Annotated in this window: 19 protein-coding genes and 2 pseudogenes; 10 read left to right on the top strand and 11 right to left on the bottom strand. The window is 69.1% G+C overall.

All coding sequences use genetic code 11. The annotated features are described in order from the left end of the window. Positions 1–85: 85 nt before the first annotated feature. A complete protein-coding gene (locus ACIHFB_RS25815; protein WP_365281912.1) occupies positions 86–1,606 on the bottom strand; it encodes an ABC transporter substrate-binding protein in 1,521 nt (506 codons plus the stop codon). Positions 1,607–1,720: 114 nt separating this feature from the next. On the opposite strand from ACIHFB_RS25815, the gene ACIHFB_RS25810 reads away from it, so the two are divergent. After that, a complete protein-coding gene (locus tag ACIHFB_RS25810) occupies positions 1,721–2,464 on the top strand; it encodes a TetR/AcrR family transcriptional regulator (protein ID WP_365281911.1) in 744 nt (247 codons plus the stop codon). A 169-nt stretch (positions 2,465–2,633) separates the two neighbouring features. Here the strand turns inward: ACIHFB_RS25810 and ACIHFB_RS25805 are convergent, their stop codons facing one another. Further along, entirely contained in the window at positions 2,634–3,254 is a 621-nt protein-coding gene (locus tag ACIHFB_RS25805) for a TetR/AcrR family transcriptional regulator (protein WP_365281910.1), read from the bottom strand. A gap of 108 nt (positions 3,255–3,362) precedes the next feature. Between ACIHFB_RS25805 and ACIHFB_RS25800 the strand changes: the two genes are divergently transcribed. From ACIHFB_RS25800 to ACIHFB_RS25785, 4 genes are all read left to right on the top strand, one after another. Further along, on the top strand, positions 3,363–4,622 hold the full coding sequence (locus tag ACIHFB_RS25800; protein ID WP_400128043.1) for an MFS transporter: 1,260 nt from the start codon (positions 3,363–3,365) through the stop codon (positions 4,620–4,622). Between the two features lie 57 nt (positions 4,623–4,679). Then, on the top strand, positions 4,680–5,918 hold the full coding sequence (locus ACIHFB_RS25795) for a glycoside hydrolase family 1 protein (protein WP_400128042.1): 1,239 nt from the start codon (positions 4,680–4,682) through the stop codon (positions 5,916–5,918). Positions 5,919–6,087: 169 nt separating this feature from the next. Continuing rightward, entirely contained in the window at positions 6,088–8,514 is a 2,427-nt protein-coding gene (locus tag ACIHFB_RS25790; RefSeq protein ID WP_400128041.1) for a glycoside hydrolase family 3 N-terminal domain-containing protein, read from the top strand. Positions 8,515–8,574: 60 nt separating this feature from the next. Next, positions 8,575–9,615 carry a 2-dehydropantoate 2-reductase gene (locus ACIHFB_RS25785; RefSeq protein ID WP_400128040.1) on the top strand — a complete coding sequence of 347 codons (1,041 nt, stop codon included), beginning with the start codon at positions 8,575–8,577 and terminating at the stop codon, positions 9,613–9,615. A 181-nt stretch (positions 9,616–9,796) separates the two neighbouring features. Here ACIHFB_RS25785 and ACIHFB_RS25780 read toward each other — a convergent pair whose 3' ends face one another. The 6 genes and pseudogenes from ACIHFB_RS25780 to ACIHFB_RS25755 form a co-directional block, all read right to left on the bottom strand. Beyond that, positions 9,797–10,942 carry an FAD-dependent oxidoreductase gene (locus ACIHFB_RS25780; RefSeq protein ID WP_400128039.1) on the bottom strand — a complete coding sequence of 382 codons (1,146 nt, stop codon included), beginning with the start codon at positions 10,940–10,942 and terminating at the stop codon, positions 9,797–9,799. Between the two features lie 99 nt (positions 10,943–11,041). Continuing rightward, complete coding sequence (locus tag ACIHFB_RS25775) at positions 11,042–12,580, bottom strand: MDR family MFS transporter (protein WP_400128038.1); 1,539 nt, start codon at positions 12,578–12,580, stop codon at positions 11,042–11,044. 128 nt (positions 12,581–12,708) lie between these two features. After that, positions 12,709–12,930, bottom strand: a complete 222-nt coding sequence (locus tag ACIHFB_RS25770; protein WP_365281903.1) for a hypothetical protein — start codon at positions 12,928–12,930, stop codon at positions 12,709–12,711. Beyond that, complete coding sequence (locus ACIHFB_RS25765; protein ID WP_400128037.1) at positions 12,920–13,618, bottom strand: TetR/AcrR family transcriptional regulator; 699 nt, start codon at positions 13,616–13,618, stop codon at positions 12,920–12,922. Before ACIHFB_RS25765 ends, ACIHFB_RS25770 begins: the two co-directional genes overlap by 11 nt. 135 nt (positions 13,619–13,753) lie before the next feature. After that, positions 13,754–14,443 (bottom strand): TetR/AcrR family transcriptional regulator, encoded by a 690-nt coding sequence (locus ACIHFB_RS25760; RefSeq protein ID WP_400128036.1) that lies wholly within the window; start codon positions 14,441–14,443, stop codon positions 13,754–13,756. A 112-nt stretch (positions 14,444–14,555) separates the two neighbouring features. After that, positions 14,556–14,708, bottom strand: a pseudogene (locus ACIHFB_RS25755) (transposase); the annotation flags it as partial. 168 nt (positions 14,709–14,876) lie between these two features. Between ACIHFB_RS25755 and ACIHFB_RS25750 the strand changes: the two are divergent. Next, a complete protein-coding gene (locus ACIHFB_RS25750; protein ID WP_365281900.1) occupies positions 14,877–15,677 on the top strand; it encodes an SDR family oxidoreductase in 801 nt (266 codons plus the stop codon). Positions 15,678–15,806: 129 nt separating this feature from the next. Here the strand turns inward: ACIHFB_RS25750 and ACIHFB_RS25745 are convergent, their stop codons facing one another. After that, on the bottom strand, positions 15,807–16,199 hold the full coding sequence (locus ACIHFB_RS25745; protein ID WP_326726587.1) for an ester cyclase: 393 nt from the start codon (positions 16,197–16,199) through the stop codon (positions 15,807–15,809). Between the two features lie 182 nt (positions 16,200–16,381). Here ACIHFB_RS25745 and ACIHFB_RS25740 point away from each other — a divergent pair, with 182 nt between their 5' ends. The 3 genes and pseudogenes from ACIHFB_RS25740 (at position 16,382) to ACIHFB_RS25730 (ending at position 18,480) form a co-directional block, all read left to right on the top strand. After that, entirely contained in the window at positions 16,382–16,987 is a 606-nt protein-coding gene (locus ACIHFB_RS25740) for a TetR/AcrR family transcriptional regulator (RefSeq protein WP_400128035.1), read from the top strand. A 203-nt stretch (positions 16,988–17,190) separates the two neighbouring features. Continuing rightward, positions 17,191–17,991, top strand: coding sequence for an alpha/beta fold hydrolase (locus tag ACIHFB_RS25735; RefSeq protein WP_400128034.1), 801 nt, complete (start codon positions 17,191–17,193; stop codon positions 17,989–17,991). Beyond that, a pseudogene (locus tag ACIHFB_RS25730) lies at positions 17,988–18,480 on the top strand (hypothetical protein). The gene ACIHFB_RS25735 and the pseudogene ACIHFB_RS25730 overlap by 4 nt, the downstream one beginning before the upstream one ends. 77 nt (positions 18,481–18,557) lie before the next feature. Here the strand turns inward: ACIHFB_RS25730 and ACIHFB_RS25725 are convergent. Then, positions 18,558–19,457 (bottom strand): NADP-dependent oxidoreductase, encoded by a 900-nt coding sequence (locus ACIHFB_RS25725; protein ID WP_365281897.1) that lies wholly within the window; start codon positions 19,455–19,457, stop codon positions 18,558–18,560. A 249-nt stretch (positions 19,458–19,706) separates the two neighbouring features. Between ACIHFB_RS25725 and ACIHFB_RS25720 the strand changes: the two genes are divergently transcribed. Continuing rightward, positions 19,707–20,039 carry a hypothetical protein gene (locus ACIHFB_RS25720; protein ID WP_400128033.1) on the top strand — a complete coding sequence of 111 codons (333 nt, stop codon included), beginning with the start codon at positions 19,707–19,709 and terminating at the stop codon, positions 20,037–20,039. A gap of 122 nt (positions 20,040–20,161) precedes the next feature. Here the strand turns inward: ACIHFB_RS25720 and ACIHFB_RS25715 are convergent, their stop codons facing one another. After that, on the bottom strand, positions 20,162–20,620 hold the full coding sequence (locus ACIHFB_RS25715; protein WP_400128032.1) for a hypothetical protein: 459 nt from the start codon (positions 20,618–20,620) through the stop codon (positions 20,162–20,164). Between the last annotated feature and the right edge of the window lie 240 nt (positions 20,621–20,860).

The raw sequence follows: 20,860 nt of genomic DNA, 5'->3' as shown, positions 1-20,860 counted from the left end.
TTTCGGACTGCGGATCTGGAGATGCTTCGCGGGCTGTGGAGTCGCCTGGTAAAGCGCCGGCAGCGATGTGCGGGCCGACCCGGCGTCAGGTCTTCGGCGCGAAGTTGAGGATGTTGGGCGCCGAGCGGCCGCGGGTGAGCTGGAGGCTGGTGGACTTGTCAGTGGCCCAGGGAGCCTGCACGCGGAACCACGGCGCGATCCACGCCTGCTCGGTCTCGTAGGCGTTGAGGGCCTTCAGCGCGGCGGCACGGTCCGCGTCGCTCGCGTCGGCGTAGGCCTTGACCAGTTTGATCATCTTCGGGTCGGCGACGCGGAACGGGTTCAGCGCTCCGTTCGGCAGCAGGTTCTGCTGCATGGTGATGTACGGGTCACCGCCCTCGAACCCGAAGTACGACGCCGCGTATTTGCCGGCCAGAACGTCGATACCCGCCGCCGCGCCGGCGTCCTTGAGGTGGACCCGTATGCCGATCGCGCCGAGCTGCTGCTTGACCGCGGCCATCACTGCCTTGCCGTCCAGCAGTGTCGGAAGTGTGAGGTCGAAGCCACCGGCGAACCCCGCGGCGGCCAGCAGCTTCCTGGCCTTGCCCGGGTTGTAGGCCCAGGCGGTGTCCAGCGCAGGGTCAAGGGGGCTGCCGTCGGTGGCGGAGAACAGCTGGGCAGTGGCGGTGCCCTTTCCTGAAAAGCCGGCCTTCAGCAGAGCGGTGCGGTTGATCGCGAGGTTGATCGCCTGGCGCACCCGGACGTCCTTGAGGGCCGGCGTGATGACGCCCTCCCGGTCCAACAGCCACAGGCCCGCGAGGTCGAGCTCCTGGGTCTCGACGGTCCAGCCGGCCTGCTGAGCCATCTCCTGCTGGGGGTTCAAGAGCTGTCCGGCGGCTATCTGTCCGGACTTGATCGCGTTCGTCATCGCCGAGGCGTCGGTGAAGACCTTGATCTGCACGTCCTTGTACTCGGTGGCCGCGGTGTTCCAGTAGTTGGGGTTGTGGCTGTAGGAGTAGCTGTTGCCCACGACGGTGCCTGTGGAGTCCAGGACGTAGGGGCCGGTGCCGACCGGCTTGGTGGCGGCGTCGGGGTCGTCGAACGTGGCCGGGTCCTGCATGTAGGCGAGGGGGCCGGCCAGCTGGCTGAGCAGCGCCGGGTCAGGCTGCTTGAGAGTGATCACCAGAGTCGTCGAGCCCTTGGCCTGGATGCCTGCGAAGTTCGAGGCGATCACCGCATTGAACCCTGCCTTCGCGTTGCGCTCCAGGTTCGCCTTGGCCGCGGTCGCGTCGAAGGCGTGGCCGTTGGAGAACTTCACACCGGGGCGCAGATGCAGGGTGAGCGTGGTGCGGGCGTCGTCGTAGCCCCACTTGTCGGTGAGCCCCGGGGCCGGCGACCCGTCCGGCTTGAGGAACAGCAGCGAGTCGTACAACGCGGTGTAGTAGGTGAGGTCCCCGCCCCCGATCGTGGAGTTCGCGGCGAGGGACTGCGGCGCGTTCGCCATGCCGATCGTGAGTGTCGTCGACTTCCCGGACGCGGACGTGTCGCTCGAACCGCCCACGCAGCCGGCCAGGGCGAAGGACATGGCGGCCCCGAGCGCGATCGCCTTGATGTTCCGTCGAGCCATGGTGTCTCCTCGTCGAGATACAACCCGATCACGGCCCCGATACCGGGGGCACTGGGGCGGGAACTTAGCACCGAAAACCGAATAAGCACTAGGGTTTGATCGAGGGAGAACCGCATGCCAGAGAACGAGTCGCACGCGAAGGAGGGTCCGGCGGACATCGCGGCGAGAGTGACAGCCGGATACCGGGAGTCCGCCGACCGGCCGGAGTCGGCGACCGCGCCGGGTGCCGGCAAGCGCCGCGGCCCCTACGCCAAGACCAAGGCGCTCCGCGGGGAGATCGTCGACGCCGCATTGGCGGTGTTCGGGCGCACCGGTTACCGGGCGGGGTCGATCCGGGAGATCGCCGAGATCGTCGGTCTGACCCAGGCAGGCGTGCTTCACCACTTCGAGAACAAGGAGGCCCTGCTCACCGCGGTCCTGACTCGGCGCGACGAGCAGGACGCCGCACTCCTGGCGGGCCGCGAACTCATCGGCATCGGCGCACTGGCCACGCTGGTCGACCTGGCGCGGCATCATGCCGCTCGTCGCGGCATGGTCCAGTTATTCACCGTGCTGTCGGCTGAGGCGAATGCGGACGACCATCCGGCGCATGAGTACTTCCACCGGCGCTACGAGTGGTATCGCACCGGACTGGTCCGGGTGTACGCCGCGATCGGCAATGACGGCGGTCTGCGCCCCGGCGTCGATCCGGACTACGCCGCGGCCGGAACGCTGGCCATGATGGACGGCCTGCAGACCCAGTGGCTGCAGGACCCCGAGAAGGTCGACATGGCTGCCACCTTGGAGGCCTACTTCCGTGTTCTGCTGACGGAGGAGGCGTGGGAGACCGTGAACAATGCAGCCGCGCCGCCCCGATGATCGTTGCCCGGGGGCGAGTTATGACACCGACGGTCGGGCCCGGTGGCTGCCGGCGCGGCCGTGGTGGTCCCGACAGAGCTGCCACCGGCGCGGCGCGTTCCAGGTTCCGGCAGCGACCATGAGCGTCTGCCCCAGGACGCGCTGACGGGTCATCGCCGGGCCGCGCAGTTCAGTCCGGCTGCCCGTCCGCTCGCAGGGCACTGACCAGTACGTCCCGCAGCGCGGCCAGATCTGCCGCCATGTCGATGCCGGGCTCAAGGAGCCACTGGAGCTGGAGCCCGTCGACGGCGGCGACCAGGATGCGTGCCGCCCATTCGGGGTCGATGGGGGACGGTGAGGGACCGTCCACGCCCCCGGCCGGTGGGTGGGCCAGCCCGTCCGAGATCTGGTCCGCCAGGCTGCCGCGATAGTCGGCGTAGCGGTCGATGAACCAGTCGTGGGCGGGGTGGCCGGGTTCCGCGGCGGCCGCCGCCACATCCACGAAGAGCTTGACCAGGCCTGGTGTTGACGCGTTGTCGGCCACGATGTGCAGGCCGGCGCTCGGATCGGCGTGCGGGTCGCCGTACTTTGCCTGCGCTGCCGCGTCCCTTGCCTCCAGGACCGCGGTGAGCAGCGCCTCGCGGCTGCCGAAGTGGTGCAGTACGCCCGCGTCGGTCATGCCGACGCGCTGCGCGATGTCGCGCACCGAGACCTTGCGGCTGCCTGCCTCCGCGTAGGCGGCGAGCGCGGCGTCCAGGATCTGCTGCCGCTTGGCCGAGCTCTTGGCGTAGGGGCCTCGGGGTGTGCGCATGGCGGGGATTCTATGTCGACCAAAACCTTGAGGTGCAAGGTTTTGGGGGCTACGCTCGGCCGCCATCGGCTCCGCACCGCCGTGGCAGGACCAGCAAAGGATCCAACCGTGAGCACTCCTCCCCAGGCCCCAGAGCTGGCCCTCGCCGGAGACCCAACCCCGGACGTCCCGGCCGGACTTGGGCGACTCGGGCCCGTACTCGGCGCTGCCAACCTCAGCCTTCTGCTTCCGTACAACGCCGCCGGCACCCTGGTTCAGGCGCTGCTGGAGCAGTGGGACGAACACACCAAGCTCAGTCACTACGCGATCCTCACGACCTCGGGCGCGGTCGCGGCCATGGTGGCCAACATCGGTTTCGGCGTGCTCTCGGACCGGACCCGGTCGAGGTGGGGCCGGCGCAACCCGTGGATCCTGGGCGGCAGTCTGGGCACCGCGATCGCCGGGTGCGCTCTCTCCTTCACGCACAGCTTCCCGGTGCTGGTGCTGCTCTGGATCGCGATGCAGATCGGCCTGAACGCGGTCATCGGTCCACTTGCCGCGCTGCTGCCGGACCGGGTGGCGCAACGGAATCTGGGCCGCGCCTCCGCCTGGATCGGCATCGGCTCCCTGCTGGCGCTGACCATCGGCGGCGCGGGCGCGGGACTGCTGGTGGCGGCCCCGGCCGCGGGCCTGCGCTGGATCTTCTGGTTGATGCCGCTCGGCGGCCTGTTGATCTGGCTGGCCGCGCCCGATCGGTCCTCGGCCGCTCTGGCGCGCGAGCCGTTCACCGTACGCAAGTTGCTGCAAACGGCGCTGCCACCCCGGGACGCCGACTACCTCTGGGCGCTGCTCGGGCGGCTGCTCACAGGCCTCGGCCTCAACCTGGTGCTGGTGTACCAGCTCTACATCCTGACCGACTACCTGAACCTCTCCACAAGCCACGCCGGATCGGTCATCGCCGTGGCCGGAGCGCTCACGGCCGTCACCGCCGGAATCGGTATCGCGACTGCCGGCCCGCTCTCGGACCGGCTCGGACGCCGCAAGATCTTCGTGGTCTCCGCTGCCGCGGCCGCGGCCGTGAGCGTGCTGCCGCTGGTGATCGTCCCCTCGTTGGGCGCCTTCTTCACCTTCGTCGTCGTCGCGGGTCTCGGCTACGGCTGCTACGTCGCCGTCGACCAGGTGGTGATGGCAGAGGTGCTGCCGGACGGCGAACACCGTGCGAAGGACCTCGGGATCCTCAATATCGCCAACACGATGCCGCAGGTGCTGGCCCCGGTGATCGCCGTGGCGGTCGTCCCCGGCCTCGGCTACCGGCCCCTGCTGGCGATCTCCATCGTCCTCGCAGCCGCCGGCGGGCTGTGCATGCTGCCGATCCGCCGCGTGACCTGATCGCCCACCACCACCCACCTCCAATCCGCACCCGCACTGCCCTGGAAGGACACCACGATGAACCAGCCATTCACCCTCCCCGACGGCTTCCTGTGGGGAGCCTCAACCGCCGCCCACCAGACGGAGGGCGGCAACACCAACAGTGACTGGTGGGGGTTCGAGCACAGCGGGCTGACCCAGATCATCAGCGAGCCGAGCGGGGACACCTGCGACAGCTACCACCGTTGGCGCGAGGACATGGACCTGCTCGCCGGACTCGGCTTCACCGACTACCGGTTCAGCGTCGAATGGGCGCGGATCGAGCCGGCGCCCGGTGAGTTCTCCCGGGCCGCGCTCGACCACTACCGTCGCATGGTCGAAGGAGCACGCGAGCGCGGGCTGCGCCCGATGGTGACGCTGCATCACTTCACGAACCCGCTCTGGTTCGCACAACGCGGCGGCTGGACCGCCGACGGTGCGGTCGAACTCTTCGTCCGCTACGCCGAAGCCGTCGTCCAGGCACTCGGGGACGGGGTCGACCACCTGTGCACCATCAACGAGCCGAACATGCTCGCAGCGATGGCCAGTGTGCGCAACGCCCTCATGAGCGGCGCCCTCGGGAGTGACGCCGGGGTGGTGCCGCAGGCCGGCATGCTGCTGCCCGACGAGGCCACCACCGAGGCGCTGATCCGCGCCCATCGTGCCGTGGTCGACGCGATCAAGGCGATCGTCCCGCGCCTGAGCACCGGCTGGTCCATCGCGAGCCACGTCTGCCATCCACTGCCCGGCGCAGAGTCAGTGGCAGAGGAGTTCCGGCGGCCACGGGAGGACGTCTTCCTGGAAGCCGCCCGCACCGACGACTGGCTCGGTGTGCAGGCCTACAGCCGTCATCTGATCGGCCCCGACGGCCCGCTGCCCGTACCGGACGATGCCGAACGCACGCTGACCGGTTGGGAGTTCTATCCGGCGGCGCTCGGCGATGCGCTGCGCCAAACCGCTGCCGCCATCCCGGGCGTGCCGCTGATCGTCACGGAGAACGGCATCGCGACGGACGACGACAGCCGCCGCATCGCTTACACCACCGAGGCGCTGGCCGGGATGGCCGAAGCCATGGCGGACGGTGTGGACGTGCGCGGCTACTTCCACTGGACCGCCCTCGACAACTACGAGTGGGGCAGCTTCGCGCCGACCTTCGGGCTGATCGCCGTAGACCGGAAGACCTTCGCTCGTACGCCGAAACAGTCCGCAGCCTGGCTCGGCGCGATCGGCCGCGACCGCGTCCTGAGCCGCGCACTCCCGTCCCCCCTGGGGGCCTAGATCCCCGGTGCCTCTGCCTCAGCCACCGCCTCGCTACCGGGGCAGGGGCACCGGTCCTCCTCCTGTCCGTCGGCGGCGGCATCGTCTGCGAGGTCCTGGCCTCGCCGGCCACCATCCGATCCACCGCGTGCGCCGACCGGTGTGCGTGCCATCCCACCCGAGGACCCACATGCACGAATCCAGGCTGAGCCCGGCTGAGCGCGCCATCGAGCTGTTGGCACGCATGACGCGTCTGGAGAAGGCCCAGCAACTCAGCGCCGCGCTCCCGTTGTCCCTGTACGGCAGCGACGGCATCGACGAGAGCCGCTGCAAGGAGGTCCTGGGGCACGGGATCGGGCACATCTCCGCGATGGGGAACTTCGCCCACAAGACCCCCGTGCAGCTGGCCGCCACCACCAACGCCATCCAGCGGTACCTGGTCGAGCGAACCCGCCTGGGCATTCCCGCGATCGTCCACAACGAGGCACTCAACGGCCTGATGGCCGCCCACTTCACCCAGTTCCCCACGGCAATTGCGCAGGCCGCCACATGGAACCCCGACCTGGTGGAGAAGATGACCACGCTGACCGCGCGGCAGATGCGCGCCGTCGGCATCCACCAGGCCCTGTCCCCGGTGATGGACATCGCCCGCGACGCCCGCTGGGGACGTGTCCATGAGACCTGGGGCGAAGACCCCTATCTCATCTCCGCGTTCGCGGTCGCCTTCACCCGCGGCATGCAGGGAGAGGACCTGACCCAAGGCGCCATCGCCACCGCCAAGCACTTCCTGGGCTACGGTCTGACGGAAGGCGGCCAGAACATGGCCACCACCCACCTGAGCCACCGCGAAATCCTGGACGTGTTCGCCCGCCCCTTCGAGGCGGCGATCCGCCATGCCGGACTGGCATCCGTCATGAACTCCTACTCCGACCTCGACGGCGAACCCGTAGGCGCCAGCCGCGCCCTGCTCACCGACCTCCTGCGGGACACCCTCGGCTTCACCGGCAGCGTCGTTTCCGACTACAGCACGGTCTCGGGGTTCATCGACCGCCAGCTCGTGGCCCGCACCCGTGAAGAGGCCGCAGCCCTCGCCGTCAGCGCCGGCCTCGACGTCGAACTGCCCTACCTCCACAGCTTCGGCCCTCACCTGGAGCGCGCCGTCGACCAGGGCTTGGTCTCGGAGAAACACCTGGACGACTCCGTCCTGCGGGTCCTCACGGCGAAGTTCCGACTCGGCCTGTTCGATCAGCCGTACGTCCGCGAGGACGCCGCCGAACTCCACACCCTGCCCGGCGACGGCCGCGACCTGTCCCTGGACCTCGCCCGCCAGAGCGTGACCCTCCTGAAGAACGAGCAGCGCCTCCTGCCGCTCGCCCCCGACCTGCGGACCATCGCGGTGATCGGCCCCTACGCCGACAACGCCTCCGTCGGCTTCCCCGCCTACACCTTCCCCGCGGCCATGGCCATGCTCGCCACCCTCGCCAGCCAGGATTCCGCCGGTATGGCCGGCATCGAAGGAATGAGCAGCCAGATCACCGCCGAAGGTTTCACTACCGTCGCGCAGGAACTGGGCCCCTACGTCAGCATGGGGTCCGAGGCCTACGTACGCGACCACCACCAGGCCGAGACCCTCGTAGAGGCCGTACGTCGCCTGGCCCCCGGCGCGGAAGTCCGGCACGCCGTGGGCTGCGCCCCCCTCACCAGCCTGGACGGCGGCCTCGACTTGGCGGTGGAGGCCGCCCGGGACGCCGAAGCCGTCGTCCTTGCAATCGGCGGCATCGGCGGCTGGTTCGGCAAGGACTTCACCGAGGGCGAGGGCGGCGACAGCGCCGACATCTCCCTTCCCGCCGCCCAGGCCGAACTCGTTCGCACGGTGGCAGCCCTCGGCAAGCCCTGCGTGGGAGTCCTGTACCAAGGGCGCCCGCTCGCCCTGGGCGAGGTCCTCGATCACCTCGACGCCCTGGTCGCCGTGCCCTTCGCGGGCGAGGCCACCGGTCGCGCGGCCGCCGAGGCCGTATTCGGTGAGATCAACCCCAGCGGGAAGCTCCCGGTCACCATGCCGCGGCACTCCGGCCAGGTGCCGATCTACCACTACCAGCGCACGGGCAGCGGATACCGGCGTACTCCGGCCGACATCCACCACGGCTACCTCGACATGCCCGCAACCCCCCAGTTCTGCTTCGGGCACGGCCTCAGTTTCACCGACTTCGGGTACGAGGACCTGACCGTGGACGGTGGAGAGGTACCCGTCAGCGGGAGCATCGAGCTGGAATTCACGCTCACCAACTCCGGCCCGGTCTCCGGCACCGAAATCGTCCAGCTCTACGGGACCCAGCCGGTCCTCGGCATGACACGGCCCGCACAGGAGCTCCTGGGGTTCGCCCGCATCCACTTGAAGCCCCTGGAGTCGGCGCGTATCCGCTTCACCGTGGATCTGACCCAGTTCGCCTACACCAACACCGCCGACGACCTGGTCGTCGACCCCGAACCGGTCTCCTTGCGACTAGGGTCCAGCTCCGATGACATCCGCCTCGCCGTCGAAGTCACCGTCAGCGGCGAACGCCGCGTCATCGACCGCGGCGAAAGAGCCTTTTTCTCCACCGTCGTTGTCCGATGAGACCGGCCGGGTGGGCTGCACCCGCGGCCCCCAGGCGCGTCCCGACAGAAGGCCAGTCCCATGCCCCCACCCCTCCCGGCATCGGCAGAGGAACCCACCCGTCCACGGATCGCCGTCATGGGCGCCGGCAGCATCGGCTGTCACCTCGGCGGCCATCTCGTCGCCGCCGGACATGACGTGGCGTTCATCGGCCGGCCCGCCACCCTCGACGTACTGCGCGAGCGAGGGCTCACGCTCAGCTCCTCGGTGCGGCAGCCCGTCCATCTGGCGGCGGACCGGCTGACGCTCTCCACGACCCCCGGGGCCGCAGCCGACGCCGACTATGTGCTGGTCACCGTCAAGACCATGGGCACGCAAGCCGCGGCAAAGGACCTCGCCGCCCAACTCGCCCCGGGAGCCGTCGTGGTGAGCTTCCAGAACGGGCTGCACAACCCCGCCACCCTGCGCGCCGAGCTCCCCGGCCACACCGTGCTCGCCGGGATGGTGCCGTACAACGTGGTGCAGCCGGAACCCGGCACCGTGCACCAGGGCATGCCCGGGCGGCTCATGACCGAGCCCGACGAAGCCCTCCACGCCGCCATCCGCACCGCGGGCCTGGCCATCGAGGCCCGTACCGACATGCCCGCAGTGCAGCACGCCAAGCTGCTCATGAACCTCAACAACGCGATCAACGCACTGTCCGGGCTGCCCTTGCGCGACCAGCTCGGCCAGCGGTCGTACCGCCGCTGCCTGGCCCTGTGCCAGCGCGAGGCACTCGCCGCCTTCCGCGCCGCGGGTGTCACACCCGCACGCCTCGGACCGACCTCGCCCGGCATCACGCCCTACGCACTCGGTCTGCCCGACGCCGCCTTCCGCCGGGTCGCGGCGGCGTCGCTGCGGATCGACGCGCACGCCCGCTCCTCGATGTGGGAGGACCTACAGCGCGGCCGGCCCACCGAAATCGACACCCTCCAGGGCGAGATCGTCGCCCTCGCCACCGCCCACGGCCGCAGCGCCCCGGCCAGCGCGCGGCTCGTCGCCCTCGTACACGAGGCAGAATCCACGCCGCGCCAGTGGTCGGGATCCGAGCTCTACGCCGAGCTGCGCGCGGCGGCGCATTGAACCGTACGCGTCCGCCGGCCAGGCTTCGGCCCGCGGTTCCACAGGGCGGATGACAGCGGGCCCGCCACCTGCGCCCGAGGCCGCCGGTCCGAATGGACGCCGACGGCCTCGGGCGGTAACGGCAGGGGAGACGATCAGGCTCGGCTTGCGCTGCCGGGCGCACACGCATGTGGCGTGCGGTTCAGGCGGAGTCCGCAGGCGACGCCGTGAAGATGCTGAGGAGCTCGTCGATCGGGTTCTCGCTGAAGCAGAGCTCGAGCCCCTCGGCCGATTCCTGGGCCTTCTCCTCGCTGCGCCGGAACAGCGCATCCTCATAGACGGCAAGGGCCTTCTCGATGTCGCCTTCGTGCTCGGCGAGGGCTGCGCCGAGTTCAGCGCCGTCCAGCATGGCCAGGTTGGCGCCCTCACCGGCGAACGGCGACATGACGTGTGCGGCGTCGCCGAGCAGGGTGACGCCGGGGACGCGGTTCCAACGGTGGCCGATCGGCAGGGCGTTGATCTTGCGGGGGACAAGGGCGGTGTCCGAGGTGGCGAGTAGTGACGTGAGGCTGTCGTCCCACCCGGCGAACTGGGCGACTACGGCGGCCTTGGCGGCTTCGGTGTCGGTGAAGTCGATGGTGTCGAGCCAGTCCTCGGCGATCCGCAGCGCGGTGTAGATGTGCAGGCTGCCGTCGGTCTGGTGGTGGGCGAAGAAGCCCTTGTTCTCCTGGAGCGCGAAGAGCGCACCGCCGCCGACGACGGCGAGGCTTTCGGGGTGGCGGACGGCGGCGTCCAGGAGGTTGGTCTCGATGAAGGAGATGCCGGTGTAGGTGGGCCGGGCGTCCGAGACCAGGGGACGGACACGGGACCAGGCACCGTCGGCGCCGATGAGCAGGTCAGTGGTGTGGGTGGCGCCGTCGGCGAAGGTGATTTCGTGCCGGCCGTCAGCGAGGGGGCGGGCGGCGGTGACCTTGTGCCCCCAGCGGACGGTGGAGGCGGGAATCGAGTCGAGCAGGAGGTCGCGCAGCTGGCCGCGGTCGACTTCGGGACGGTCCCCGGTGCCGTCGTCCGGCTCTTCCCAGTGGGAGGTGGCGTGCTTGTCGAGGACACGGGTGGCTTCGCCGCCGGAGTGGACCAGCGCGCGGAAACCGTCGTAGAGGCCGGCGGTGCGCAGGGCGATCTGGCCGTTGTAGGTGTGGATGTCGAGCATGCCGCCCTGGGTGCGGGCGCGACGGTCGGCTTCCAGGTCGAAGACGGCTGCTTCGATGCCGTGGGTTTGCAGGACGCGGGCCAGGGTCAGTCCGCCGAGTCCGGCGCCGACGATGGTGATGGGGTGATGCGTGTTCATGGTGGCTCCTTGCCCGCCGGCGTGAACCGGCTGTGGATCCCGGCGGTGTCCGGGATGGATGTGGGGGAGGGGTGGGCGTGGCGTTGCCTGGCGGTTGGGTCAGGCCTTGGTCGATACGGTCTCGGGTTTCGGCGCGCTGCCGGGCTTGCCGCGCAGGGGGACCTCCTTGATGAACACCGCGGCGACGAAGGCGGCTGCGGCACACAGGGCGCCGACCAGGAAGATCTGCTGGGTGCCGTGGGCCACCGCGTGCAAGTAGGCGTCCTTGGCCGTCCGGGACATCCCTTCGACAGCAGAGGTGTCGGTGTGGCCGCCCTCGGCCGGGGCTCCCGCCTGGCCCTGGATGGCGCGGGTGAAGAGGGACCCGAAGACCGCGACGCCGAGCGAACCGCCCAGGGTGCGGAAGAGGCTGGTGGCCGCGGAGGCCGCGCCCATGTCCCGCAGCTCGACAGCGTTCTGGGCGATGGTGTTGGCCATCTGGATCGTGAAGCCGGTGCCTATGCCGACCATGACCATGTAGGTGCTGGTCGTGAAGCGGGAGGTGGTGGTGTCCATGGTGGACAGCAGCCCCATGCCGATGGCGAGTGCGGCGGCACCCACGACGGGGAAGATCTTGTACTTGCCGGTCTTCGTCATCACCTTGCCCGCGACCAAGGACGCGGCGACGGTGCCGGCCATCATCGGCAGCAGCAGTAGCCCGGAGCTGGAGGCGGATGCGCCCTGCACACTCTGCTGAAACAGCGGCAGGTAGAGCGTGGCGCCGAACATGGCCACACCGGCGACGACGAGCAGCACCGCGGAGATCGGGAAGTTGCGGTGCCCGGTGAAGATCCGCAGCGGCAGCAGCGGCTCGCCGGCCCGCTTCTGCGAGGCGATGAAGGCGATGAGCAGCAACACGGACGCCGCTGCGAGCGACAGGATCTGCCAGGAGCCCCAGGCGTAGGTGCTTCCCGCCCAGGTCGCGGCCATCACCACGGCACTGATCATCGCGGTCATCAGGGTGATGCCGAGCCAGTCGATCACGACCTTGCCACGGCGGGCGGCCGGCAGATGCAGGAGCATCCCGCACCACACCAGGCAGATCAGGCCGATGGGGATGTTGATGTAGAAGGCCCAGCGCCAGCCGAAGTGACCGGTCACGAAACCGCCCACCAGCGGACCGCCGATGCTGCCGACGGCCTGGGTGATCGCCACCATGCCCTGGTACTTGCCGCGCTCGCGGGGCGGCAGCAGCACGCCGATCAGGGCGAAGGCTCCGGCCATCAGACCGCCGGCCCCGATGCCCTGCAAAGCACGGAAGCCGATCAGCTCGCTCATCGAGGACGCCTGGCCGGAGAGCACCGAGCCGATCATGAACACCACGATCGAGCCCAGGAACATGTGCTTGCGGTTGAACAGGTCGCCCATCTTGCCCCACACCGGAGTGGAGCAGGCGGCGGTCAGGGTGTACGCGGTGACCACCCAGGAGATGTGGTCGATGCCGCCGATGTCCGCGACGACTGTGGGCATCGCGGTGCCGACGATGAGGCCGTCCAGCATCGACAGCAGCATCGCGAACAGGATGCCGAGCATGATCCAGCGGATGTTCTTCGGCACGGCGGGTGTGTCGTCGGCGGTGGGTGCGGTGGGTGCGGACATGGCAGGTCACCTCTTTCGGAAGCACGGGGGAGGGGGCTCCATCCACCGTACCGAACATGTTCGTAGCGAACAAGTTCGTTGCCGGGGTGAGTGGTCTTGCGCCAGGTGAATCGGTGGTCCGACCCGCCTCAGTCGGCGGTGCGGCCGCCGCCGAGCGTGTGGAAGGACGCGGTGGCCAGGACGGCGGAGCCGATGACGGTTGCCGATTGCTGGATGGCGCTGAGCAATCCGCCGGCGCTGCCGGCTTCTTCGGCGCCGACGTCGCCGAGGGGCCCGCTGCCACCGGTCGGGGTGAGGATCAGGCCCGCGAGGATGGCTATGCGATGCGGTTGGCCGGACTCACTGGACATGGCGGGCTTCCTTGTCCGTGTCGTGCTCAGGGGCAACCTGGGGCGGCAGCGGGGTCTGGGTGATGCCGTTGATGAGGCTGTGCAACGCCCAGTCGAAACGGCGGGGTCCCGGTCCGGCGAAGAGCAGGTGGTGCAGCTGGGCGAGCCTTGGGTAGGTCGTCTCGTCGGCGCGCTCGTATGCACTCTCCGTGTCGCCGACGACGTCGTCGCCCTGCTCGCGCCAGGCGGCCAGTTCCGCCGCCTTGGCGGTGACGTGCAGCGTCAACAGGTCTACGCCCCAGGCCGCGCGTTCGGGCCTGACGCCGCCGTTCAGCAGGCCGTCCAGAAGCAGTTCGTTCAGCCGCATGCTGCCCGTGCCCCGCGGCATGGTGACCGCGGCGATGCCCGCCAGCCCCGGCCGGTCGAGCAGCACGTGCAGGTAGGAACGGAGGATTGCCTTCACCCGGTCGACCGGCGGCAGGTCCGGGCTGTCCTGAACGTCTTCCAGCGCGGTGTCGAGCATCAGGGCGCGCAGATGGTTCAGGTCCTTGACGTAGACGTACAAGGACGCTGATCCGGTATCGAGAGCCGTCGCGATCTTGCGCATGCTCAGGTTCGCCAGACCGCCCTGTTCCAGCAGATCCAGTCCCGTCCGGACGATGACCTCCCGGCTCAATGGAGCCTTGGCCGGGCGATCTCGCCTGCTCACTGGAACGTGATGGAACTTTTCAGGCATAACCACACAATAAACTCATTTGACGAGCAGTGCTCGTTACGAGCCCTGCTCGCCGTGTCACATACGACTGCCCCCCATCCCTGTCGGGCACGGGGTGGCCAAGGAAGCTCAGGGTGTAGCGCGCGGTGTGTGCAGGATGCCGTTGAGGAGCATGTTGATCCGCCATGTCGCACGCATTCGCGGGGTCCCCGACAGCAGCTCGGAACCAAGCGCGGCGACATGGGGCGCCTCGGTTTCGGAGACGTTCTCCACGGCGGCGGTGACAGCGTTCCACTCCGCCTCGGAGTCGGGCGAACCGTCCCGCACGGCGTGCTCGGCCGCGGTGGCGGTAGCCACCTGGAGCAGCACGTCCACGCCCCAGGCCGCCTGACCGTCCGGTACACCACCCTGGCTGAGCAGCGCCAGCAGCGTCTCCAGCAGCTTCAAGTAGTTGGGGCCTGACGGTCGGGCGACCAGCGCCGACTGGGCCAGGCTCGGGTGCTGGTAGAGGAGGCGAGTGTAGGAAGCGAGAACGTCTTCGATCCCCTCGCGCCAGTCCTCGCCCCCAACGGCCGGCCCCAGGTCGACCTCGCCCAGCAGTTCATCGAGGATCGCCGCATGCAGCTCGGCAGTGTTGGCGACGTAGACGTACAGCGACGCAGGGCCCGTGTCGAGCTCCTTGGCCAGGCGGCGCATCGTGACCCGCTGCAACCCCTCGGCCCGCATGATTCGGACCGCACTCGAGACGATTCCGGCACGAGTCAGGGCCGGCTTGGCCGGGCGCTCACGACGGCTGATGGGCTGAGGTCGGGCAGTCATGCAGCGAGCCTACCGAACATGTTCGTACCAGCGGGAGCTCGCAGCTTCACGCCCTTGGTCCTAAGAGGGCGCGAAAACGAGTCTCTGTCTGATGCGTCTTTCACGGCCGAGGCGGAGGGAAATCCGCAGGCAGCAGGCTCCACTGGCAGCCGGAACGGTTCTGGTGGAACAGCGCGTCGACCATCGCGCGCATCTTGTAGCGCCCCTGATGGCCGCTCACCGAAGGATGCCGGGCCTTCCACGCCGTGATCACGGGTTCGATCAGCGCCCACTGCTACCCGTATCGCCGACGCGACGACTTATGTACCGTTCGGAATATAAGTCGCGGGGTCGAGGTTCCCCCTTCGTGACAGCCGCCGCGACGAGAGCGCGGGAGGGCGTCGCACGCCATCTGCACCCAGAACCGCCCGATCCGGGGCGACAGAAAGGCATCATGTCTGACACCGACCTGCGCGACATCGAAGCGCTCGACGCCCGTGAGGCCGACCGCATCGCCGTTGTCACCGGCGCCAGCCGTGGCATCGGGGCGGCCATCGCCGGCCGTCTCGGCGCCGACGGGTACACCGTCGCAGTTCACTACCGCCAGGACTCGGCCGCCGCGGCCGATGTCGTCGAGAAGATCACCGCGGCCGGTGGCACGGCGTTCTCCTTCGCCGCCGACCTGGCCGCACCCGATACCGGCACCGCCTTCTGGACGGCCTACGACGCGGCTGCGGGCTCGCTGCGCGACGCTCCCGTGCGGGTGCTGGTGAACAACGCCGGGATCGCCCTGCACGGTTCCATCGAGGAGTTCAGCGCCGAGGACTTCATCCGCCAGCAGCAGATCAACGCCACCGCACCGTTCCTGATCATCAAGGCCGCTCTGCCGCGCCTGGCCGACGGCGGACGCATTGTGAACATCTCCTCAGGCACTTCCCGCGTCGCCCTCCCCGATCTCATCGGCTACACCATGACAAAGGGAGCCATCGACGCCCTCACGCTGCCCCTCGCCCAGCACCTCGGCCCCCGCGGCATCACCGTCAACACCGTCGTCCCCGCCACCACCGACACCGACATGAACGCGTCCTGGTTGCGCGGCAACTCCGAACTCGTCGCCTCCATCGCCGCACAGAACGCCCTCGGCCGCATCGGCGAACCCGCCGACGTCGCCGACGTAGTCGCCCTTCTCGCCTCCCACGACGCCCGGTGGATCACGGGCCAACTCATCGACGCCACCGGCGGCTTCCGCCTGTAGGCGGTATCCCTCCGGGGGCACGGGAGACATCCGAATCGAGACATCCTCGACACGCAACGAGAGCCCGGCCGGTGGCCGGGCTCTCGGAGGTGCGGTGGCTTCAGTGCGGGCGAGGGTCGCCTCCGGAGGTCAGATGCCGAGTTGCTGCTGTACGGCCTGGGCGTCGATCAGGTAGTTCATCTCGTAGAAGCGTCCGTCACGCACCTTGTGGAAGGAGTACTCGGCGTACTCGATCGTCTCGCCGGTCGGAGCGACGCCGAACCACTCCTTCGCGGGGGTGCCCTTGTTGAACAGACGGGCTGCGACGCGGTCACCGTCGATGGCCACGTCCCGTACCCGCCAGGTGAAGTCCGGCACCGCGTCGCCGTGCCCCTTCAGCTCCGCGATGACGTCGTCCCGCGTGACCGGCCTGCCGTTCTCGGTGAGCTCGTCATGAATGAACTCGGTCATCCGGTCGAACTCATGGGCGTTGAGCGCCTCGATGTAACGCTCGAAGACTTCGCGTACTTCCTTCTCGGACATGCTGACCTCTCTGCCGCCCCGAACCGCGGAGCGTGTATTCGGACGATGGTCGATCTGCGACGACGCCCTTCCGCGAACTCGCCGTGGTGACTGCCGTCGTGGGCAGGAACCGAGGGTGCAAGCGTTCTATTCCGATCGGTACAGAAGTCGGGTCGATCGTCGCTCGGGAGTACGCTGCACACATGGCTGGTTCGCGGAGTGCCGTTATGGGTCGGCCTCGAGAATTCGATATCGACGAGGCGCTCGAGCGCGCCATGCAGGTGTTCTGGGAACGGGGATACGAGGGGGTCAGCCTCACCGATCTGACCAAGGCCATGCGCATCACGAAGCCAAGCCTGTACGCGGCCTTCGGCAACAAAGAGGAGCTGTTCCGCAAAGTTCTGGAGCGCTACACCGAGGGTCCGGCCGAATATGGGACGCGCGCCCTGGAGGAGCCGACCGCGCGAGGCGTGGCCGAGGCGATGCTCCGCGGAGCGGTTCGGACCACGACGCGTCCCGGAGGCCCTGCGGGATGCCTGGTCGTGCAGGGCGCGCTGGCGTCGAGCGATGCGGGTCGGCCCGCGCACGACATGCTGGTCGAGTGGCGGAACGATTCGGGACTACGCCTTGAGGAGCGCTTCCAGCGGGCCGTCGACGAGGGCGATCTTCCGCGCGACGCCGACCCCCGACAACTCGCCCGATATGTCATGACGGTGACGTTCGGCATCGCCGTCCAGGCCGCCGGCGGCCTCAGCCGCGACGAACTCCAGGACATCGCCGACATGGCACTGGAGCGCTGGCTGCCGTAGCGGGCGTGCGGCGGACGCGCACGGGGCGTTCCGGCCAGTACTGCAATGCTAGGTCTGACCCTGCACCACGCCGATGGCCGAAGGTGAACGCAGCGGCGTGTGGCTCAGTCTCTGGACTCTGCCTCGGCGATCTGCGGGAGCCGGCCCGCGGAACCCCGGTGTCACGACGCGCTGAACCCTGACCATGAGGAGTGACGATCTGCATGCCGCACGCGACGACGCCCGACGGGGTCGGTATCGCCTATCAGGTCCAGGTCCAGGGCGAGGGCGCGGCGCCGCTGGTCCTGCTGGCGGGCCAGGCGAACAACCACCACTGGTGGGACGGAGTGCGCGATGACTTCCACGCCGACCGCAGCACCATCACGCTCGACTACCGCGGTACGGGGGAGAGCGACAAGCCCGACGAGCCCTACAGCACCGAGCTGTTCGCCCTGGACGTGATCGCGGTGCTCGACGACCTCGGTGTCGACCGGGCCGATGTCTACGGCACGTCCATGGGTGGGCGCGTGGCCCAGCAGCTCGCAGCCCGCCATCCCGACCGGGTGCGCGCTTTGGTGCTCGGGTGCACGTCGCCCGGTGGGCCGCACGCCGTCGAACGCACCAACGACGTGCGGAGGTCGCTGGTGCAGACGCAACCGGTTGCGGCGCGGCAGGCGCTGCTGGAGCTGATGTACACCCCCGCCTGGCTGGCGGCGAACCCCGGCCCGTACCAGACGCTCGGCGACCCGAACATGCCCGCCCACGCGCAACGACGCCACCTGGCCGCCAGCAACGGGCACGACGCGTGGCAGCTCCTGCCCAGCATCAGCGCACCCACCCTCGTCGTCCATGGCACCGACGACCTGCTCAACCCCGCAGCCAACGCCCACCTGCTCGCCGACCGGATCCCCGGCGCCCGGCAGCACATGATCCCCGGAGCGCGGCACGCCTATTTCGAGGAGCATCGCGCCGTCGCGAGCCCTCTCGTCCTGGACTTCCTCACCACGAACCGGACCACCTCCTGAGGCGGGAGTTGAGCATTCGGCTCGATGTGGGGACGTCGCCGTGGATCGTCCCGGATGAGCTGCGGGTCCTCATGGAGCGACTGCCGCCGCAGGGTGAGCGGCGCTTGCGCTACCCGGGTCGTACGCCGTTGCCGGACCGCGAAGTGTTGTGCGGGACCCTGTACGTGCCGGTCGACCGGGGCCGGGCCGGCTCGAAGCGCCACTTGATCACGGATGGCCAGGGCACTCCGCTCGCTGCCCTGCTGACCCGCGCCAACCGCCCGTGGCCAGGTCTGAGACCGAGGCATCGTGCCTGCCGTCGCACGGTGCGGCACTCGCCATGGCGTCGGACTGGGCACCTACTGCTGGGTGCTCGAGCGGAGCATCACGTGGCTGCACGGCTTTCGATGTCTGCGGATCCGATGGGAACGACGGGCTGGCATCCACACAGGGTTCCTCAGGCTCGCCAGCTGCCTGATCATGCATCGACAACTCGGCTCGTCCTGTTAGCCGTTGTCGGCGGTATGGGTTACGTCCTGCCGTAGCGGCCGCGGTGCAGCCTCGGGATCGGGCGGTGCCCGGTCGGGTCAAGCTCGGGTGAGCACGATCTTCTTGCCGCCGGCCCGTCCGATGACCACCCGGGCGAACGCGGCCGGTCCCTCGCTCAGCGGCAGAGGTTCCGGTACGAGTTTCAGGGTTCCCGCGACGGCCTGCTCCGCCAGCTGGACAAGCTGCGCGGCGTTGGGCTCGACGTAGAGGTCCCAGCTCGTGATGTCTCGTTCCTCCGCAGGCGCGTCCGAGGTCAGGGAGCACAGTCGGCCGCCGTCCCGCACCAAAGGCAGGGCGGCGTCCGCCGTGCCGGCGGCGATGATGAGGGCGGCGTCGAATCCGCCGCGTGCCTTGGCCGGCCAGTCCGGGTCGTGGTAGTCGACGACCTCCGTCGCTCCCAGACCGAGCAGACGCTCCGCGGCAGCAGGAGACGCGGTCGCGGTCACTTCGATGCCCTTGGCCGCGGCGAGCTGGATGGCCAGGGCTCCGGTGGCCCCGCCTCCGTTGGTGATCAGGAGCCGCTGCCCTCGGCCGAGGTCCAGCTTCTCCAGCGCCTGGAACGCGGTGAGTCCGTTGACCGGGAGCGCCGCCGCGCGCACGGCGTCCAGCCCGGGTGGACAGGCTGCCGCGTGATCCGCGCTGATCAGAACGCGTTCGGCCCAGAAGCCGCTTCCCCCGGGCAGCGGGGCCTCGTGCGCGAGCACCTGATCGCCTACGTCGAACCCGGTGACACCCGCGCCGACGGCCAGCACCTTGCCCGCACCCTCCACTCCCAGCGCCGCCGGAGGACGCAGTCCCACGTCCCAGCCGGCGCCGTTCAACAGCTCGTCCCACGGGCCGACCCCGGCCGCCTCAACCGACACCAGGATCTGACCGGGCCCGGGAGATGACGGTTCGGGCAACTCCAGCAGGGCGACTTCCTTCTCCGCCCCGGACACTCCGCACGCCTTCACAGCAGATCCTCTTCCTCTCGGATTGATGTCGAGCCTAGGCAGCCAGTGACCCGGACATGTGGTCCATTTCAAGAGTGACCATGTGGGCCAATCATGGAATAGAACTCCACCTGAACCTTGGGTCGGGCTGGGGCGCACGTCACCGTGGTCGAGTAGCGAAACGGCCGCTCACTCTGCGGCGGCAGCGGCTCATGATCCCTGCGAAGATTCGGTGTCGAGTCCGAAGGCGGGGTTATGGGGATTGAGCTGGAACTGCACTCGGGGCGGCCCGCGCGAAAGGGGTCGTCCCGGGGCACGTTGTTGCGAGGGTCTTATGAGCACGGTGAAGCGTTGGCGCGGGTGCTGAGCACTCTCGACCGGCACAACTCGGGCAAGCTCGGCTGGGTGGACCCGTACGGCGACACGCTGTTCAACGAGCAGGAAGCCCAAGTCGCCCGTCAGGAAGTCGCTGCCCTGTCACAACGGTGTACTGACGAGCAGCAGAAGGCGGCTCTGCTTGACCTTGCCGAGCTTCTTGAAGCGTGCGCGGCAACGCCGGGCAGCTACTTGTGGTTCATGGGCGACTAGGGCCTGTGGGGAGTCGCGATCAAGGTGTTGGCTGGAGGCTGTGAAGCCAGATGACGGTGCTGCGGAGGTGGAGGGCGGAGAGGTAGCTGTCCGGCGTCTGGTCGCGGCGGGGAGCGCCGCTGTCAGCCATCGCCGGGCGACGTGGCGAGCCGGGCCACCACCGCGTCGGCCAGCGCTTCGGCCGCTGCTGCTTCCAAGCCCGAGGCCTGCGCCCGCTCGACGACCATCCGGCGTACGTCCTTCAGTTGACCGCGGGACAAGGCCGGGACCTCCGTCGACGGATCGGGGAGACGGCGCACTCGACGCAACCATGCGCTGCCCCAACGGCTCGCCCCGTCCACGGCTGTTGCCGCCGACCGCTGGGCCACCTCGTTGACCACCACCCACACCACTGGCGCGACCAGGGCGGCCACCTCGGTGACCCCGAAACCGAGTGGATCCCTTCGCGAGCGGGAGCGGCGGAACACCCGCGTGATCTGCCTGTCGCTCAGCGACGCCATGCCATCCAGCAGCTTCGCCTCCCGCGGGGCCTGCTCGGCGAGGATGTCCCGCACCACTTCTCGTACGCACTGCCCAGGCACGTGCTTCCCTCCCCGTCGGCCACCTGCCCTGCTGAACGAGGCGACATCGAGAACGGCAACGCCCGGCAACAAACCGAATCCCAGCCGGCCCCACCGAACCCGTGGATCAGCTGTTGGTGTTCAGCCCGGGCGCGGACTGAGCTCATGGGATCGCGGACCGTCACCCGGCCCTGGGCCGGGCCTTCGGAAACCAGGACCTCCGGTGCCATGATGATCGTCATCGGCGGGTTCCTGCTGGTG

The sequence above is a fragment of the Streptomyces sp. NPDC051963 genome, assembly GCF_044593495.1.
Lineage (GTDB): Bacteria > Actinomycetota > Actinomycetes > Streptomycetales > Streptomycetaceae > Streptomyces.
The sequence above is the reverse complement of the archived record's forward strand: the minus strand, read 5'-3'. Positions and strand labels throughout refer to the sequence as shown.

Bases quoted from the DNA above. Each gene is read 5' to 3' on its own strand.
- ACIHFB_RS25815 (WP_365281912.1), bottom strand. From the start codon at position 1,606: ATGGCTCGACGGAACATCAAGGCGATCGCGCTCGGGGCCGCCATGTCC.
- ACIHFB_RS25810 (WP_365281911.1), top strand. From the start codon at position 1,721: ATGCCAGAGAACGAGTCGCACGCGAAGGAGGGTCCGGCGGACATCGCG.
- ACIHFB_RS25805 (WP_365281910.1), bottom strand. From the start codon at position 3,254: ATGCGCACACCCCGAGGCCCCTACGCCAAGAGCTCGGCCAAGCGGCAG.
- ACIHFB_RS25795 (WP_400128042.1), top strand. From the start codon at position 4,680: ATGAACCAGCCATTCACCCTCCCCGACGGCTTCCTGTGGGGAGCCTCA.
- ACIHFB_RS25790 (WP_400128041.1), top strand. From the start codon at position 6,088: ATGCACGAATCCAGGCTGAGCCCGGCTGAGCGCGCCATCGAGCTGTTG.
- ACIHFB_RS25785 (WP_400128040.1), top strand. From the start codon at position 8,575: ATGCCCCCACCCCTCCCGGCATCGGCAGAGGAACCCACCCGTCCACGG.
- ACIHFB_RS25780 (WP_400128039.1), bottom strand. From the start codon at position 10,942: ATGAACACGCATCACCCCATCACCATCGTCGGCGCCGGACTCGGCGGA.
- ACIHFB_RS25775 (WP_400128038.1), bottom strand. From the start codon at position 12,580: ATGTCCGCACCCACCGCACCCACCGCCGACGACACACCCGCCGTGCCG.
- ACIHFB_RS25770 (WP_365281903.1), bottom strand. From the start codon at position 12,930: ATGTCCAGTGAGTCCGGCCAACCGCATCGCATAGCCATCCTCGCGGGC.
- ACIHFB_RS25760 (WP_400128036.1), bottom strand. From the start codon at position 14,443: ATGACTGCCCGACCTCAGCCCATCAGCCGTCGTGAGCGCCCGGCCAAG.
- ACIHFB_RS25750 (WP_365281900.1), top strand. From the start codon at position 14,877: ATGTCTGACACCGACCTGCGCGACATCGAAGCGCTCGACGCCCGTGAG.
- ACIHFB_RS25745 (WP_326726587.1), bottom strand. From the start codon at position 16,199: ATGTCCGAGAAGGAAGTACGCGAAGTCTTCGAGCGTTACATCGAGGCG.
- ACIHFB_RS25740 (WP_400128035.1), top strand. From the start codon at position 16,382: ATGGCTGGTTCGCGGAGTGCCGTTATGGGTCGGCCTCGAGAATTCGAT.
- ACIHFB_RS25735 (WP_400128034.1), top strand. From the start codon at position 17,191: ATGCCGCACGCGACGACGCCCGACGGGGTCGGTATCGCCTATCAGGTC.
- ACIHFB_RS25720 (WP_400128033.1), top strand. From the start codon at position 19,707: ATGGGGATTGAGCTGGAACTGCACTCGGGGCGGCCCGCGCGAAAGGGG.